Annotated in this window: 16 protein-coding genes; 9 read left to right on the top strand and 7 right to left on the bottom strand. The window is 63.6% G+C overall.

Annotation, left to right across the window (positions count from 1 at the left end; translation table 11 throughout):
• Window positions 1-24: 24 nt before the first annotated feature.
• From AC3D25_RS01330 to AC3D25_RS01310, 5 genes are all read right to left on the bottom strand, one after another.
• Window positions 25-1,266: an amidohydrolase family protein gene (locus AC3D25_RS01330; protein WP_488886714.1), complete on the bottom strand. Its 1,242-nt coding sequence runs from the start codon at window positions 1,264-1,266 to the stop codon at window positions 25-27.
• Window positions 1,267-1,422: 156 nt separating this feature from the next.
• Complete coding sequence (locus AC3D25_RS01325; RefSeq protein WP_488886713.1) at window positions 1,423-3,108, bottom strand: GMC family oxidoreductase; 1,686 nt, start codon at window positions 3,106-3,108, stop codon at window positions 1,423-1,425.
• A complete protein-coding gene (locus AC3D25_RS01320) occupies window positions 3,108-4,469 on the bottom strand; it encodes an FAD-binding oxidoreductase (RefSeq protein WP_488886712.1) in 1,362 nt (453 codons plus the stop codon). Before AC3D25_RS01320 ends, AC3D25_RS01325 begins: the two co-directional genes overlap by 1 nt.
• 47 nt (window positions 4,470-4,516) lie before the next feature.
• On the bottom strand, window positions 4,517-5,797 hold the full coding sequence (locus AC3D25_RS01315; protein ID WP_488886711.1) for an MFS transporter: 1,281 nt from the start codon (window positions 5,795-5,797) through the stop codon (window positions 4,517-4,519).
• Window positions 5,798-5,885: 88 nt separating this feature from the next.
• Window positions 5,886-6,656: an SDR family NAD(P)-dependent oxidoreductase gene (locus tag AC3D25_RS01310; RefSeq protein WP_488886710.1), complete on the bottom strand. Its 771-nt coding sequence runs from the start codon at window positions 6,654-6,656 to the stop codon at window positions 5,886-5,888.
• 314 nt (window positions 6,657-6,970) lie between these two features.
• Here AC3D25_RS01310 and AC3D25_RS01305 point away from each other — a divergent pair, with 314 nt between their 5' ends.
• The 5 genes from AC3D25_RS01305 to AC3D25_RS01285 all read left to right on the top strand — a co-directional run bounded on the left by AC3D25_RS01305 (window position 6,971) and on the right by AC3D25_RS01285 (window position 11,573).
• Window positions 6,971-8,017: a porin gene (locus tag AC3D25_RS01305; protein WP_488886709.1), complete on the top strand. Its 1,047-nt coding sequence runs from the start codon at window positions 6,971-6,973 to the stop codon at window positions 8,015-8,017.
• Between the two features lie 171 nt (window positions 8,018-8,188).
• Window positions 8,189-8,983, top strand: a complete 795-nt coding sequence (locus tag AC3D25_RS01300; protein WP_488886708.1) for an SDR family NAD(P)-dependent oxidoreductase — start codon at window positions 8,189-8,191, stop codon at window positions 8,981-8,983.
• A gap of 32 nt (window positions 8,984-9,015) precedes the next feature.
• Window positions 9,016-10,605, top strand: coding sequence for a phytoene desaturase family protein (locus tag AC3D25_RS01295; protein ID WP_488886707.1), 1,590 nt, complete (start codon window positions 9,016-9,018; stop codon window positions 10,603-10,605).
• Window positions 10,602-10,847, top strand: a complete 246-nt coding sequence (locus tag AC3D25_RS01290) for a hypothetical protein (protein ID WP_488886706.1) — start codon at window positions 10,602-10,604, stop codon at window positions 10,845-10,847. The genes AC3D25_RS01295 and AC3D25_RS01290 overlap by 4 nt, the downstream gene beginning before the upstream one ends.
• Before the next feature lie 27 nt (window positions 10,848-10,874).
• Entirely contained in the window at window positions 10,875-11,573 is a 699-nt protein-coding gene (locus AC3D25_RS01285) for a TetR family transcriptional regulator C-terminal domain-containing protein (protein ID WP_488886705.1), read from the top strand.
• 565 nt (window positions 11,574-12,138) lie between these two features.
• On the opposite strand, the gene AC3D25_RS01280 is transcribed toward AC3D25_RS01285, so the two are convergent.
• Window positions 12,139-12,591 (bottom strand): winged helix-turn-helix transcriptional regulator, encoded by a 453-nt coding sequence (locus AC3D25_RS01280; RefSeq protein ID WP_488886704.1) that lies wholly within the window; start codon window positions 12,589-12,591, stop codon window positions 12,139-12,141.
• 125 nt (window positions 12,592-12,716) lie between these two features.
• Here AC3D25_RS01280 and AC3D25_RS01275 point away from each other — a divergent pair, with 125 nt between their 5' ends.
• From AC3D25_RS01275 to AC3D25_RS01260, 4 genes are all read left to right on the top strand, one after another.
• Window positions 12,717-13,352 carry an NADPH-dependent F420 reductase gene (locus AC3D25_RS01275; RefSeq protein ID WP_488886703.1) on the top strand — a complete coding sequence of 212 codons (636 nt, stop codon included), beginning with the start codon at window positions 12,717-12,719 and terminating at the stop codon, window positions 13,350-13,352.
• 52 nt (window positions 13,353-13,404) lie between these two features.
• Window positions 13,405-14,346 (top strand): SDR family oxidoreductase, encoded by a 942-nt coding sequence (locus tag AC3D25_RS01270; RefSeq protein WP_488886702.1) that lies wholly within the window; start codon window positions 13,405-13,407, stop codon window positions 14,344-14,346.
• 42 nt (window positions 14,347-14,388) lie between these two features.
• The gene (locus tag AC3D25_RS01265) at window positions 14,389-15,015 is read left to right on the top strand and encodes an NADPH-dependent F420 reductase (RefSeq protein ID WP_488886701.1); all 627 of its coding nucleotides are present in this window, start codon (window positions 14,389-14,391) and stop codon (window positions 15,013-15,015) included.
• An 88-nt stretch (window positions 15,016-15,103) separates the two neighbouring features.
• Window positions 15,104-15,445, top strand: coding sequence for a nuclear transport factor 2 family protein (locus tag AC3D25_RS01260; protein ID WP_488886700.1), 342 nt, complete (start codon window positions 15,104-15,106; stop codon window positions 15,443-15,445).
• An 86-nt stretch (window positions 15,446-15,531) separates the two neighbouring features.
• On the opposite strand, the gene AC3D25_RS01255 is transcribed toward AC3D25_RS01260, so the two are convergent.
• Complete coding sequence (locus AC3D25_RS01255; RefSeq protein WP_488886699.1) at window positions 15,532-16,425, bottom strand: LysR family transcriptional regulator; 894 nt, start codon at window positions 16,423-16,425, stop codon at window positions 15,532-15,534.
• Window positions 16,426-16,621 lie beyond the last annotated feature (196 nt).

Genomic DNA, 16,621 nt, shown 5'->3' with positions numbered 1-16,621 from the left:
TCGCAACAACCCGCGAGACGCGTGTTAGCGCGCGAATTCCGCCGTTTCGCTCACCTGCCGCGCGAGCACGGGCGCCTTGCGGAACGCGCCGTCCTGCATGATCGCGAGCAGCTTCGCGTGATCCTGGAGAATCGTGATGTCGTCGAGCGGATTGCCGTCGACCAGCAGCAGATCGGCGAGAAAGCCCTCCCTGATCTGCCCGAGTTCGGAACCCATGCCCATGAGATCCGCACCCCATTGCGTCGCGGCGACGAGCACGTCCTTCGCGGGCCACGAGAACAGCTTGACGAACAGTTCGAGATCGCGGGCATTCTCGCCGATCGGGTTCCACGGAAAGCCGTAGTCGCCGCCCGGCAGCACGCGAATGCCGCGCTTGCGCATGCGCGCATAGACGTCGATGTTGCGTTCGAGCGCGTCGAAGTAGCCGTTCTTCTCCGCCGCTTCGCGCGTGAAGCCGAACGCTTCGCCGAGATACGCCTTCGCATACACGATGCCGATAGCGGGCGCGGTAAAGACATCGTCGCGGCGCGCTTCGAGCAGATCGAGCGCTTCCTCGTCCGCGTGCGTGCAGTGATAGATCACGCGAAAGCCGTGGCGCGCGGCCATCTTCACCGCCTCGGGCGCCTGCGCGTGCGCGGCGAGCCAGATGCCCTGCTCGCGCGCGGCGGCGCCTGCGGCGGCCACTTCCTCGTCGGTGTATTCGACATCGAGCGAGCCGCCCTTGCCGAATGCATCGTCGCCGGACAAGAGCAGCTTGACGGACTGCACGCCGTCCTGCGCGGCATGCGCGATGAACTGCGCGAGCGCTTCAGGGCCACTGCGCGTCTTGTCGGCGTCGGCGGCGCGCTCGAACGTGGAAGGCACGAGGCGCGGTCCCGGCAGATAGCCGCCATCGATCTCCTTCTTCAGCGCCACTTCAAAACGCGCGCCCTTCGAACCCGCCGAATACGCGCTCGTGAAACCGCTGTCGAGCAGCACGGCCGCGTTGTGCGCCGTGATGAGCAGATGCTCTTCCGCCGGCAGATTGCGCTCGCGGATGATGCGCCCCGTCGACGATGCGAACGACAAATGCGCGTGCGCCTCGATCATGCCGGGCATCAGCGTCGCGCCGTTGCCATCGATCACGCGCGCATCGCCTTCGTCCACGGGCTGCGTGCCGCGCATCACGCTCACGATGCGCTGCCCTTCGACGCGCACCGCACCGGCGAACGGCTCCGCGCCGCTGCCATCGAAAATATTCACGTTCCTGAACAAGACTGAAGTCATCTGGCCTGGCCTTTGAAGACGTTTGGAAAGACGCGCGGCGCATGCTTCCCGCGCCCGGTCGATGACACCAGTCTAGCGAGCGATATCGCGTGTTTTAAGGGCTTCGCGCTGCAAACCAGTTGTGCTTCGGATGCACACGTGAAGCCCCTGATGCGTTCAATGAACGCGTTCACGCGACGGCTCGATGCCCTCCGCATCCTGCGCAAATACAGCGGGCGGCAGCGCGCGTCCGAGCAGCAGATCCGCCGCTTTTTCCGCGACCATGATGGTCGGCGCATTCAGATTGCCGCTCACGACATTGGGCATCACGGAGGCATCGGCGATGCGCAATCCCTCGACACCGTGCACGCGTAAGTGCGGATCGACTACGGCGAGGCTGTCGACGCCCATCGCGCAAGTGCCGCACGGATGACACGCGGTGCGCGCGTTCTGCCGCAGAAAGGCCTGCAAATCGGCATCGCTCGAACGGGCCGGACCCGGCGCGACTTCATCGGCGACGAGCTCGCGCAGCGAGGGCATCGAGAACAGCTCGCGCGTCTGGCGGATCGCGCGCACGAGCGCCTCGCAGTCCTCGGCATCGGCCAGCATGTTCGATACGACCTGCGGCGGCGCGGCCGGATCGCGCGACTGAAGCCGCAGCACGCCCCGGCTCTTCGGCCGCAACAGCGCATTGCGCGCCGTCACGATGTTGGATGTCGGCCCGCGCACGCCGGGAAACCAGAGACGCGCATCCATCGATACGGGGCTGAAGAAGAACTGCACGTCCGGCCGTTCGAGCGCGGGCAACGTCTTGCGAAACGCCCAGCAGGAAAGCGGAATCTGTGCGAACGCGCCGGTCCCGAAGAGCTTCCATTGCAGCACGGCCAGCGCCGCGCGATCGAAGCGAAGAAAGCGGTTGAAAGTCACGTCGCCGAGTGCGCGATACATCATCGCGACGACCACGTGATCCTGCAGATTGCGCCCGACGCCCGGAAGATCCACGACGGGATCAATGCCGAGCGCGCGCAGTTCGTCCGCCGGGCCGATGCCGGAAAGCATGAGCAATTGCGGCGAGTTATACGCGCCGCCCGCGACGACGATCTCGCGCTCGGCGAACACGCTCGCCATGGCCCCGTCGCGCCGATACTCCACGCCCACGGCGCGACGCTCGGAAAACAGGATGCGGCTCGCGAGCGCATTGCATTCGACGGTGAGATTGGGCCGACGCATCGCGGGACGCAGATAGCGCTCCGCCGTGCTCGCCCGCCGGCCTCCGCCGATGGTGAACTCGACATTCGCGAAGCCTTCGAGCGAAGGGCCGCAGTAGTCGTCGTTGATGCGCTCGCCGAGTTGCGCGGCCGCCTGCATCATCGCGGGATGAAAGGGATCGTCGACGGGCTCGCCACGGCTCACCGCGAGCGGCCCGCTGCCGCCGTGCCAGGGCGTCTCGCCGCGCCAGCTCGACTCCGCGCGCCGGAAGTAAGGCAGCACGTTCGCGTAGTCCCAACCCGTCGCGCCGGCTGACGCCCAGTCGTCGTAATCCTGACGATCGCCGCGCGCGTAGGTCATGCCGTTGATCGCGCCCGTGCCGCCGAGCACCTTGCCGCGCTGAAGCGGCAGCGTGCGGCCGTCGGCATGCGGTTCCGCCGCGCTGCTGTAGCCCCACATCAGCGACGGCTCCTTGAGCAGCGCATAGAACGCGGCGGGCATCGGCATATAGCGATGACGGCGGTCCGGCCCGGCTTCGAGCAACAGCACGCGCACGGAGGGATCCTCGGAGAGCCGCGCGGCGAGCGCACAGCCCGCCGAGCCGCCGCCCACGACGATGTAGTCGAAGCGGCGCGAAGCAGGCACGCCGCTCATCACCGCGTCTCCGCCGTCAGGAAAGACAGGAACACGCCGCGCGGATCGTGCTGCGCACGCAGGCGTTCGAGCTTGTCGCTGACTTCGTCGGAGAGATACTTGTCGGGGCGCGCGAGCATGTTCTCGTCGTTCATCTGGCCGCCGGCCGAGAGATCCTCCAGCTTGCGCATCTGCTCGACGGGCCACGCATCCATCGCGGCGTCCTCGGCAGGATCGCTCCAGATCGAATACGCGCCCAGATAGATGTCGCCCTGCACCGACAGCACCAGATCGCCGAGCGGCTTCACCGGTCCCCAGTTGAACCAGAACACATGCGAGCGCGGTGTCGGCAATGACGTGAAAAGCTCGCGCATGCGCGGAATCAGCTCGCTCGCCGGCGCGTTCGTGTAGAGGTTGTCGCAGGCGTAGCGATAACCCACCGGATCGGCGGCCGTGCCGCTTACATAGCGTTCGGTCAGGTTCGTCGGCTGGAAGGTTTTGCGTTTGGTCGCGCGATCCACCACGGGGCAGCGCTCGAACAGCGAGAGCGCTTCGTCGGCCTCTTCGTCCGTGTCGGTGATGGCGAGCGCGGAGAGCGTCAGACGCACCGGCGCCCAGTTGCCGTCCGGATCGTGCGCCGTCGACGTGATCACCAGTTCGACGAACGGCGGCACCTCGCTCACGATCTCGCGCGCCCAGGTGAGCAGCTCTTCGAGCACGTCGGCGGGATAGACGTAGACGCTGCTCTTCATGACGGCGGGCAACGGATGCGCCGTCAGTTTGAAGCGCGTCACCACGCCGAAGTAACCCGCACCCGAGCCGCGCACGGCCCACCAGAAATCACGGTTCGTGTGCTCGTCCGCGTAGATGATCTCGCCCTGCGCCGTCACGACCTCCACGCCCGCGATCTGGGCGCACCCATTGCCCCACAGGCGCGAGTTCCAGCCGAAGCCGCCGCACATGAGAAAGCCGCCCACCGCGACCGTCGAATGATGGCCCGTCGGCACGATCAGGCCATGCGGCTTGAGCGCGTCGTTGACCTTCTCGCCCTGCGCGCCGGGGCCGACCCAGACATGACGCGTTTCGGTGTCCACGTCGATGCCATTGAGCCGCGACACGTCGATCAGCATCGCGCCGTCGCGCAGATGCGGCGAGGTCCAGCTATGTCCGCCCGAGCGCACGCCGACCTTCAGGCCGTGCTTCGCGGCATGGCGCACGGCGATGGCCACATCGGCGGCACTTTCCGCCACGACGATCACCTTCGGATAACGGTTCGGCTTGTTCGCGCGCCACACCGCCGCGCCGCGCGCGTCTTCGTATCCTTCCTCGCCCTGGCAGAAGACCTTGCCTTCGACCGCATCGAGTTCATTGCTATCGTTCACTGCGATTTCCATCCGTCTTCTCCAAATCTCTCTCGTTGCGTGTCGCGTCAGGGATGCGCCGTGCCCGTGTCGAGCCGGCTGTCGACCTTCATGAAAAGCGGCTCCTGTTCCGCGGGAAAGCGGCGGAAGAACATGAGCAGCGCGGCGGCGGCGAGCAGCACGACGACCAGCGTCCACAAAGCCGGGCCATAGCCGCCCGCGCCCTGCGCGATATGCGCCGTGGTGACCGGGCCGATGCCCGAGCCGAGCGCGAACAGCGAGAAGCACGCGCCGTAGATGCGGCTGTAGTGCTTCAGCCCGAAGTAGCGGCTCGCCATGTACGCGAAGGTGTCGACTTCCGCGCCCGCCGCGAGACCGATCAGCATCGCCGCGACAAAGGCCGACGAACCCGTCGCGCCGGTGGCGAACATCGCCGCGCCGATGACCGGCAGCAGCAGGAAGGCCATCGCGACGCGCGCCGCGAAGAAGCGGTCGAGCAGCCAGCCGGTGATGATCCGCCCGAACACGAGCGCGCCCCACAGCGACGCCTGGATGATGCCCGCGATGTTGGCCGGATCGCCCGCCTTCTTCACGATGGGCACGAGGTTGAACATGATGCTCTGCACACCGAACGCGACGAGGAACGACACGGCGAGCAGCATCCAGAACTGGCGCGTGCGCGCGGCCTCGAGCAGGCTCATGCCCCAGTCGCGGTTGATGGCCGTCTCGCTGCCCGGCGCGCCGCCATCGACGCGCAGGCCCATCGAAGCGGGATCGTCGCGCAGAATCATGTACAGCATCGGGGCGGCGAACAGGCCGATGAAGGCCGCGAACCAGCCGAACGACGCGCGCCAGCCGATCGACGCGAACATCGTGCTGACCGCGAGCGACCACAGCACGCCGCCGAGCCCCGTGCCCGCGAGCGCCACGCCGAGCGCGAGGCCGCGCCTGCGATGGAACCAGCGCGAGATCATCGTCGTGAAGCCGATCGCGGTGCAGCCGCTGCACAACAGCGCGAAGGCGGCGAAGCGCGCGTAGAACAGCACGAGCGAATCGCTCATGAAGCGAAACGACAGAATGATGAGCGCCTCGATGACGAACGAAGCGATGATGACCTTGCGCGCGCCGAGCCGGTCGACGAGCGCGCCGATGAACGGTCCGACCAGCACGCCCGCCGTCGTCGTGAAGATGTTCGCGGCCATGACCTGCTGCACGGACCAGCCGAACTCACGGTTGAGCGGGCCGGCGAGCAGGCCGAGCGTCGCCGGAATCAGCACCGCGAAACTGCAGGCGATGCCGAATCCCGACGCGAATGTAATGATCCAGCCGAAGAAAAAGCGTGACTTCATGGGTGTCGATCCTCTGTGTCGTTCTGATTTGCCGATTTCGGTGCGCATCGTGTCTCCTCTTTGCGCATCCGGCAGGGACGCGTTAGCTTCAGCCGGCCATCACACCTCCGTCAACGGGAAAATTGGCGCCGGTCACCCAGCCCGATTCGTCGGAAGCGAGATAGACCGCGCACCACGCGATGTCCTCCGGGCGGCCGAGGCGTTTCATCGGAATGCGCGCGAGCAGGCGCTCGCGCACTTCGCCTTGCGTCGCGCCCGCGTATTCCGTCGCAGGCGTGACGATGAGGCCGGGCGAGATGGTGTTGGCGCGGATCGTCGGGCCGCCTTCGAGCGCGAGCTGGCGCGTCATCGCGAGCACCGCCGCCTTGCCCGCGCAATGCGCGGCCATGCCGAAACTCACCGACGCGCGAAACGCCGACACCGACGCGAAATTGATGATCGAGGCCGCCGCGCTGCGCTGGAGATACGGCCACGCGAGCTTGCAGGCGAGAAACACCAGATCGACCTCGCCGACCATCGTCGGGGTCCACTGGCTCGCGTAGTCCATCTCGGCCACCGAAGCCATGTGGGGCGGGATCGCCGCCGCGTTGAGCAGCACGTCGATGCGTCCGTAACGCTCGCCGCCATGCTCGACGAAGCGACGCACGTCGTCCGGTTGGGTAAGATCGCACGGCGCCACGGCATCGATCGACAGGCCGCGCTCGCGTGCCTCGCTGACGGTCGCGGCGGCGGTGCCTGCATCGATGTCGCAGCCGATCACGGTCGCACCTTCCTGCGCGAACAGCATCGCGCAGCCCTTGCCGATGCCGCCACCGATACCCGTCACCAGCGCCACCTTGCCGCTCAGTCTTCCTGCCATGTCTCGCTCCATGTTGAGGCGGCCCGCGCCGCCCGTGCTTCACTCGTACCGGACAGCCGGTTTCGCCCGGTTTTCGGAAGACTGTAGGCGCGCCGCCCGCCCTTGCCTATCGCCAATCCGGCAAACCAGTTGTGCGTGGAGCGGAACGCGGCGCGTCGCCAATCCCGCACAACTGGTTTGCTCCGCCAGCAATGGTTTTCCGAGTCCCACTCCATTAACTTTCGCTCGTGGCAACTCGACGAACTGGATTCACGGCGCCGCCCACTGCAGGCGTGCCATGTGAAGCGAATAAAACAACGATGTCTGGAGACTGGATGAGATCCCAACGACTCGCCGCCGTCGCGGCGCTTGGCACCTGCGTTTCCCTCGGCGCGCATGCGCAAAGTTCGGTTACGCTCGGCGGATATGTCGATAGCTATTTTCAGCACGCCATCACCGGGCAGGGCACGGTGAACGGACTCGGCAACGGCGCGCTCAATCAAAGCCGCTTCTTCCTGTCGGGCGTCGAAGACCTCGGCGGCGGCACGAAAGCACTCTTCGATCTGGAAGCGCCGTTCAATCCGAACACTGGCGTGGGCGCGACGTCCTTTTTCAGCCGCAATGCCTATCTGGCCCTGCGCAACGACGCATATGGTGAATTGCGCATGGGCCGTGTGACGACGCTGCAAAACGACATTTTGTCGAACTTCTGGATGGCGCGCTGGGGCGCTTCCGAGAACGCGTTTCTGTTTCAGGGCTACACGGTGATGAACACCAACAACACGGTGCGTTACGAATCGCCTTCGCTGTACGGCCTGGTGCTCGATGCCCAATATTCCTTCGGCGCCAATGGCAACGCCGCGGGCAATCTCTGGGAAGTGAAGGGCCAATACGATTTCGGCGGGCTGCGCGTGGCAGGCGGCTTCTATCGCTCGAAATCGCCGCATGACGTGAATTTCCCCAATTCGATGCTCTCGATGGTCACCGCCGGCGCGAGCTACGCCTTCGCCTATGCCATTCCCTACGTGCTGTATCAGCGCGTCTTCACCACCGATGCCACCGGCACGGCGGCGGTGAACCGCTATAACGTCGACTTTGCGCTTGCCATTCCGTTCGGCGCAACGTCCGTGCGCTTCGACTACGGCTTCACGCGCGATCAGGCCGTCGCCAATGCAAACGCCGATTCCGCGAGCGTGCGCGTGGACTACAGCCTCTCGAAACGCACCATCGTGTATGCGGGCGTAAGCAAGGTCTGGAACGGCGAGAACGCCTACTATCAGGCGACCAGCGCGTCGGGTAGCACACCGGTTTCGACCGTGACGACCGCTTACCTCGGAAAGAATTCCACCTCGTTCATCGTCGGCATGCGTACGGCGTTCTAGCGGCACGGCGCTCGTCGCGCGCTGCCCTGTCGGCGCGCGACGATCCGCAGGTCGCGAGCGTGTTCGTTGTTCCACGGGTAAACCCCTGAGCGCGTCATTGCGTATTGAAAGGCCAGTCGGCACGCGCTAAATTACCATCGATAGTAATAAAGAGCAAAGGAGTCGGAGAGCATGGATTTCAACGGGAAGGTGGTGCTTATCACGGGCGCGGGGCGCGGCATCGGCGAGGCGCTCGCGCACCAGCTCGCAGGCGAAGGCGCACGCGCCGTGATCGCCGATATCGATGCGGAGCGCGCGCACGCTGTGGCCGCGGCGCTCGCCGAAAGTGGCGCGCAATCGCTCGCCGTCACGTGCGATGTCGGCGATGCAGCGTCCATCGAAGCGGCGCGCGGGCGCATCGTCGAGCGCTTCGGACGCGTCGACGTACTCATCAACAACGCCGCCGCACAGCAGTTCGGCCCCGGCGACGTGCGCACGATCGATCTTGACCGTTATCGTCAATCGTTCGAGATCAACGTGCTCGGCGACGTCCGCATGGTCGAGGCGTTTGTGCCTGACATGATCGAGCGACGCAGCGGCTACATCGTCAATACGGCTTCGTCGCTCGTGATCCGGCCGAATCCGGTCGTGCAGCATTTGATGCCCTACGTGACATCGAAAGGCGCCGTGCTGGCGTGGACCTATGCGTTGTCCTGCGCGATGAAGCCGCATGGCATCGGCGTGTCGCTGTTCTGCCCGGGACTCACCGCCACGCGTCCCGATGGGCTCACCTATCCGCAACGCATGGGCTGGTTCGAGCGCACGCCCGCCGAACTGGCGACTCCCGGAAGCATGACCGATTGCGCGACGCGCCTGCTGCAAGGGCTGCGCGAGGAACGCTTCGCGATTTCCTCCGAGCCCGACTACGAAGAGGCGCTGGTGGACTTCGCGCGTGCCGGCCTCGATCCCAACTTCTATTCCGCTTGATCCGGAACACCGATTCATCAAGGAGACATGTAATGCCGCAATTCGATGTCGTCGTCATGGGCGCGGGCCACAACGGGCTCGTCGCCGCCGCTTATCTCGCCAAGGCGGGCAAGAGCGTGCTCGTGCTGGAGCGCGCGTCCTTCTACGGAGGCGGCGTGGTCACTCGCGAGATCACCTTGCCTGGATTTCATCACGACACGCACTCGTCGTCGCACGTCATGCTGGCCGGCAATCCGATGATGACCGAGGACGAACTCGGCCTTTTGTCACGCTTCGGGTTGAAGTACGTCGCGATGGACAAGCCGCAAGCCACGCTCTTCGCCGATGGCAGCCACATCGTCACGCATCGCAACTCCGACCAGACCTGCGAGTCGATCGCGAAGTTCTCCGAGAAGGACGCCGAGACCTATCGACGCTTCGCCGCGCAAAGCGAAAAGCTCCTGCCGATGTTCCTGCAGGGCATGTACGCGCCGCCCGCGCCGACCGGCCCGTTTCTCGCGATGCTTTCGCAAAGCCCTGAAGGCCGCGACATCTTCCAGATGATGACGCGCAGCCCGCTGGACTTCGTCGACGACATGTTCGAGAACGAGCAGGTGAAGATCCACATGCTGAAGCCTTCAGCCGAACTGCTGCACTTTCCCGACGAAGGCGGCACCGCGATGGGCCTGTTCCTGTTCCCGGCACTGATGCACAAGTTCGGATCGCCGAAGCCGATCGGCGGCAGCGGCAAGCTGTCGGATGCGCTCGTGCAATGCATTCGGCACTTCGGCGGTGAAGTGGTCTGCAATCGTGAAGTGCGCAAGGTGCTCACGAGCGGCGATCGCGCGGTCGGTCTCGAAACCACCGACGGCGAGCAATACATGGCGCGCGATGCGGTCATCGCGGCGATTCACCCGAAGGTGCTCGATCGCTTCGTGGATGGCCTCGCGCCGCCGCTCATCAAGCGCGCCAAAGCCGGCAAGTTCTCGTCGTTCAATGTGCTTCAGGTGCACATGGCGCTCGACAAGCCGCTCGAATTCCGCGCGGGCAAGTCGCTCGAAAGCTGTCAGATGGTTCAGTACTGCCATACGGACAGACTGTCGGAGTTCCTCAAGGAATACGATCCGCTGCGGCACGGCGAGATTCCCGCTAACCAGATTCTTTCCGGTCAGGACCAGACGCGTATCGATGCGACGCGCGCGCCTGCCGGCAAGGGCATCGCGTTCACGCAGGCGTTCGTGCCGTATCGGCTCGCGGAAGGCGGCGCGGCGCGCTGGGACGAAGTGAAGCACGAGATCGGCGAACAGGCGCTCGAAGGCGCCCGCAAGTTCGTAAGCAATCTCGATGAGGGCAACATCCTCGCGCGTGAAGTTCAAAGCCCGCTGGATCACGAACGCGATTCACCCAACAGTTTCGTCGAGGGAGATATTCACGGGCTCGGCGGCAACTTCTTCCAAAGCGGCGGCAATCGCCCGACGCCTGAGCTCTCGGACTATCGCGTTCCGGGCGTGAAACGCCTCTATCTCGTCGGCCCGTTCATGCACCCTGGCGGCAGCGTCTTCGGCGCGGGACGCAACACCGTGATGAACGTATTCTCGGACATCGGTCTCAACTTCGATCGCGTACGCAAGGCGGCTGTATGAAAATTTATTCTTCGGATGGTCAGGAAATGATGACGGTGACGTCGTTCGAACGCGACGGATCGAGCCTCATCGTCAAGGGCATGATCTTCGGCGCCATGCCGATGTCGGCGGAGCTTCGGCCGGAAGAAGCGCGCGCGGCGCTGAAGCTCTTCGACTTGAAAACGCTCTGGCTTTTGCTGACAATTGCCTTCCGGCGCAGAAAATCGGACACACCTTCCGGCGCGGCTCAGGAAGGTCTGTGACGTTCCGCCCTTCAACCTTCAGACGCGATGCCAAAGTCAGCCAATGTCACACCGCAAGGTGCAACGAAGCGCAAACCCCGCGCCGTCAAGCGACCGAGCGGACGTCCGGGCGCCGACGCACCGGCGATCGGACGTGACACCATCGTCGAATGTGCGTGCGAGCTTCTGCGCAAGCTTCCTCCAAGCAAGATCACGCGCTCGGAGGTGGCGCGTCTTGCGGGCGTCGACCCATCTCTCGCGCGCTATTACTTCCGCGACGGCCAAAGCATGCTGCTCGCCGTCGCCGAAAGGCTCACAGAGCAGTTTGCGCATCGTGTCGATCGCTTCGTCGCCGCGTCCGATGGCACGCCACAGGAGGCGCTGAAGGCACGGATCAGGTCGCTGATGGCGCTGCAGATCGAGTATCCCTTCTTTCACCAGCTCATCGCGCAGGAGGTGATGGAGTCTGCTGATCCGACCGCACGGCGCCTGATGGAAAGGCTGACCGACAGCGGCATGCGCGCCTATCAGGCGATCATCGACTCCGGGGTCGCTGACCAGTCGATGCGCGCGGTCGATGGGCAGCAGCTCTTTCTCGCGGTCGTAGGCATGTGCGAGTCCTTCGTCACCGGTTTGCCCATGCTGCGCTTTGCTCGTGCAAAGACGATCGACGTCCTGGCCGAAAGCAGACGCTACGAAGAATTCATCTGCGAACTCGTGCTTCGTGGCGTGCTCGCGCGGTCATAAAAGTCCACGGCGGATGGCGAGGTCGACCACGCCCACTCGCGCGCGCAGTGGTCGTCATCGCCCCGGTGCCAAGATCCACGGATCAAATGGAGCATCTTGTCGAAGAACGCGCTCGTGAGACTCTACGCCACGTAACCATTCTTTAGCCATCCAGAGTAAGCCGGTGTATCCCGCACATTTTCCATGTTCACATCCGTGGGCTGAAGATCGGCTGCACACGTCTTCAGTGAAGAGCGAAACACTATTCTGAACAACTTCCGCGACCCTGGAATTCGTATGGCCGGTTAGCCGACTTGAGCAGTCGATCGAGTGTCCAGCGCCACCCAATGCCGAATGACCGGAAGTGGCCGCTTGCCGAAGTTCGAGGCAGACGCCCAATCGAGCGCTGCGGCCGCACGGTCAAACTTCCGGAGCCGACCCTACACCGCCGCTGGGCCTGGTGAAACACTAATGGAGGCGTTAAGGACCGTTTCGGACATCGGCCCCCCGCTATTCGCTGCACCTCGTAGCCGGTGGTGTGTACATATCGTTCGTGCGACTTGACACGGCGCGCTTGCCGTCACGCTCACTCCTTTCCGTCCGGAAAGAGACATCCGCCGTTGCGCACCAGTGCCTTAACCTCTTCGCTTACCTGAGCGTGGCTTCGTCTTAATCGAGAGAGGAATTCCTTACTGCGCCGCACGTACGACTTCGAGTCGTACTGCGCGCTCCAAAGGATAATGTCAAGCACGATGGGAATGAGGTCAAGGCCCTTCTCGGTGAGCGTGTAGAAGTCACGGCGCCCGTCATCGGGGCTGGGCGCCTTTGAGAGAATTCCTTGCTCTTCAAGAAATGCAAGGCGGGAAGCAAGGACATTGGTCGCGATTCCCTCTTCCGATTTAAGGAACTCGCCATACGTCTTCTTACCCACAAAAACGATGTCGCGAATGATCAAGAGCGACCACCGGTCGCCGAAGATCTCCACGCCGTAGTTCACCGCGCAATGGGACCGAATGTCTTCTTTAGATGTCGTCTTCATAGCTAGATATTAACATCGCTTGTATATCGCAAGTAAATTCCGGTTATTACTTGTTTTTTACAAGTAATGTGTCTAGCATGGTTGTTCGGGGTACGAGCAGCACCCAACAAACCAGGAGGCTGCACATGAGCACTATCAGCATTATCGGCACAGGTAGCATGGCCGCAACGATCGGCGGCCTTTCCGCCAAGGCCGGACACCCCGTCGAGGTGATGAGTCGTGACGCCGCCAAGGCGCGGGCACTCGCCGACCAGCTCGGAGCCGGCGCGACGACAGGAACGTTCCGCGCCGCCCCGGCCGGGGACATGGTCATCCTGGCGGTTCCCTACTCCGCCGTTCTTGACGTGGTGAAGCAGTACGGCGATGCGCTGGCAGGCAAGGTTCTTGTCGACGTCACCAATCCCGTCGCCTCCGACCACACGAGCTTCGTGACCCTCGGCGACAGTTTCGGCGCGCAGGAGATCGCCAAGGCCGCCCCTGCCGATGCGAAAGTCGTCAAGGCGTTCAACACTCAGTTCTCCCACGTCCTGGCGGCCGGTCCCGTCCTGGTCCACCCGTTGGACGTGTTCATCGCAGGGGACGACGCGCAGGCGAAGGTGCGCGTCTCGGCGTTCATCGAGAGTCTCGGACTGCGCCCGTTGGATACCGGATCGCTGCCCATGGCGCGGACACTGGAGAACGCCTGCCTGCTGTCGCTGGGCCTCCTCAGCCACTCCGTCAAGCACACCAACTTCTCAATCGGCGTCAGCCTGCTCGGCTGAGTGCATCTATACCGCCGCTTCCCGCATCACTTTACTCATAAGGACCGTTCAGATGCACATATTCGTCACTGGCGGGACCGGCCATTCCGGTCCGTACATCATCTCTGACCTCATCGCCGCCGGCCATGAGGTCACCGCCCTGGCTCGTTCAGACAAAGCGGCGGCTTCGGTGTCCGCACTCGGTGCAAAGGCGCGTCTCGGTAGCCTCGAGGATCTTGACGGTCTTAAAGAAGCGGCCGCCGCCTCAGACGGTGTCATCCATGTCGCACACCGGCAAGACTTGATGCCGGTCGGCGGGATCAACGCCGTGGCCGATGCGGAGCTTCAGATCATGCTCGCATATGGCGAGGCACTGGCCGGAACCGGAAAGCCGCTGGTCTCATCGGGAAGCATCGGCTCGCCCGGATGGGAAGGCCTGGGCCGGCCGGCCACCGAGGAGGATCAGCCCCTTCCCGGCGGCGATCCGTACAGGAATACCCTGCGGGTTCGCAACATCGTGGAAACCACGGTGATTGGCCTCGCTGAGAAGGGCGTCCGGTCTTCGGTCGTACGGATTCCTGAGATCATGCACAGCACGACCGATAACGCCGGCTTCCTTCCGCTGCTGATCGGGCTCGCGAAGGAAAAGGGTGTTGTCGGCTACCCCGGCGACGGTCAGAACCGGTGGGCCGCCGTGCATGCCCATGACCTCGCCACTGTGTTCCGTCTGGCGCTCGAGAAGGGTCCCGCCGGGAGAAACTGGCACGCGGTCGCTGACGAAGCTTTCACGTTCCGCGAGCTCGCTGAGGCGATTGGCAGCCGTCTGAACCTGCCCGCCGTGCCCATTCCCGCGGACGAGCTCATGCTGCCCGGATTTTTCGGGTTCCTCGCGAATCTGGTCAAGCTGGACACCCCGGCGTCTAACGCCATCACGCGCCAGACCCTTGGCTGGGAGCCCACTCAGCCCGGCCTGTTCGCCGGTCTGGACAACGGCCATTACTTCCCTGTCGGCTGACCCCGCCGAGGGACCACCAGCGGCACCGCAACTCTCAGGAGAATGAAGATGAGCACTATCAGCATCATCGGCGCAGGAACCATGGCCACGGCGATTGCCGGCCGTATTGCCAACGCCGGGCATACCGTCGAGGTAGTCAACCGCGACCCCGACAAGGCACAGGCGCTGGCCGACAAGCTCGCGGCCGGAGCGACGACAGGGACGTACGGCGCAGCGCCGGCGGGCGAGATCGTCATCCTCGCCGTGCCGTACAGCAACGCGGCGGCGGTGGTGGCCGACTTTGGGGAAGCGCTCGACGGCAAGGTGATCATTGACATCGCCAACCCCGTTGCCCCCGACCTTTCGGGCCTCGTCACCCCCCACGGCAGTTCTGGAGCGCAGGAGACCGCCAACGGGCTCCCCGCTGGCGCGCATGTCGTGAAGGCGTTCAACACCATCTTCGGTCACGTGCTCGCCAGGAACGGACGCCTCGACGCATTCATCGCAGCCGACGATGCGCAGGCCAAGGCGCGCGTCTCGACCTTCATCGAAAGTCTCGGTCTGCGTCCGTTGGATGTCGGCGGCCTGCACATGGCGCAGACGCTTGAAGCACTCGGCTTGATGATGATCGGCCTGGCCAAAAACGGCGCTGGGACCTGGGACATCGCCTTGAACGTCGATATCGGCTAAAGCAGCGACGTTACGTTATCGCCGGCAAACCGACAGCGTGTCCTGTCGGGGCCGACATGATCGGAGATGAAAGAATGGAGAGATCGGAATGAGCATCGAGCGGAACGTCCAGATCGTGAAGGATTTTTTTTCTGCAGTCGGCCACCGCGATATGCAAGGTCTGCTGGCCTTGTGTGCGGAAGATATCGAATGGATCATTCCCGGCGAGGACTGGCCGCTGGCCGGCACCCGCCGCGGGCACGACGGGCTAAAAGATCTACTTCAGAAAGAATCCGAAACAATGGAAACTTCATTCATGGAGGCACGTGAATTCGTCGCGCAGGCAGACCGGGTTCTCGTGATCGGCTTGCCAAGGGGAGCGTCAAGGCCACGAAGAGGACCTGGGAGGACCATTGGGTCTTCGCGGTCACCGTTCAACATGGCAAGCTGACGAATATCCGGGAATATGTCGCACGCAGGCGTTGGCGCGAGCCTCCGGGATGCCGTGAGTCCTGCCCAACCGGTCGCGCCTGCACATCAGGTATTGGATGCTTCGGTAAGCGCCGCGATGGCGACTTGCAGTCGGGCCGGCACGGCCGGTGTCGTCGCCCAAAGCAAATGGATGTCATGGTGACGGGCAAGGACATCAGGCAGTAGGCGTATGAGTCGTCCTGTCTCGAGCGCATCCTCTATTAGCCAGTCGGGCAGCCACGCGACACCCCGCCCCGAGATCGCGACATCGAAGATGATGCCGAGATCGGCCGCCCGAATTCGGGAAGCCGGTTCGATCGACACATGACGCCCGTCCTCGTCAGGGAACATCCAAGGCTCAGTCCAGCCATCGCGGTGGTAAATAATGGCGTCGTATCGAGCGAGGTCATCGAGTGAACCGGGCATGCCGAGTCGCTCGACCAGAGACGGTGCGGCGCAGAGCACAGTGGCATGTCGACCAACGACACAGGTCGACAGACCTGCTACGGAACCGATTGGACCGCTTCTGACAGCGAGGTCGAACCCTTCCTCTACCAGGGAAACGCGTCGGTCTCGCAGGTCCAGTTCGAGTGTCAATTCGGGATGTTCATCTGCGAGGCGCAACAGCATAGGCGCGACCTTCAGCCGCCCGTAAAGGACCGGCATCGTGACCTTGAGTACGCCCCCGATGCTTGACCGCCGCGCTTCGAGTAGAGCCGCGCCCTCGAGCAACTCATCCGTTGCCCTGACACACCGTGCAAGGAATGCACGGCCCTCTTCCGTGAGTATCTGTGCGCGCGTCGTGCGACTGAACAATCGCACGCCGAGCCGCGTTTCGATTCGGGCGATCGCTTTGCCGACAGCCGAGCGGAAGAGATGTAGATCCCGTCCGGCGGCCGAAAAGCTACCGGCCCTGGCGGCCGCGACGAACGCTGGAATGTCATTGAAAAGATCGAGCACATTGTATCCTTAGTCGCTACATTGAGTAGAAATAATATCCCAATGTAGCCAATTGATATTCAGCAATGACGTCGATACTATTGGTCACAAGGAGACACACATGTATTCAATACGCACATGCGGCGGTCTGGCAGTAGCGCTTGTCGTTACCTGATGTTTTTTGAGCTTGCCTGCCTTCGCACAAACATCGGCGGAG

Source organism: Caballeronia sp. SL1002, from assembly GCF_057814995.1.
The sequence above is the reverse complement of the archived record's forward strand: the minus strand, read 5'-3'. Positions and strand labels throughout refer to the sequence as shown.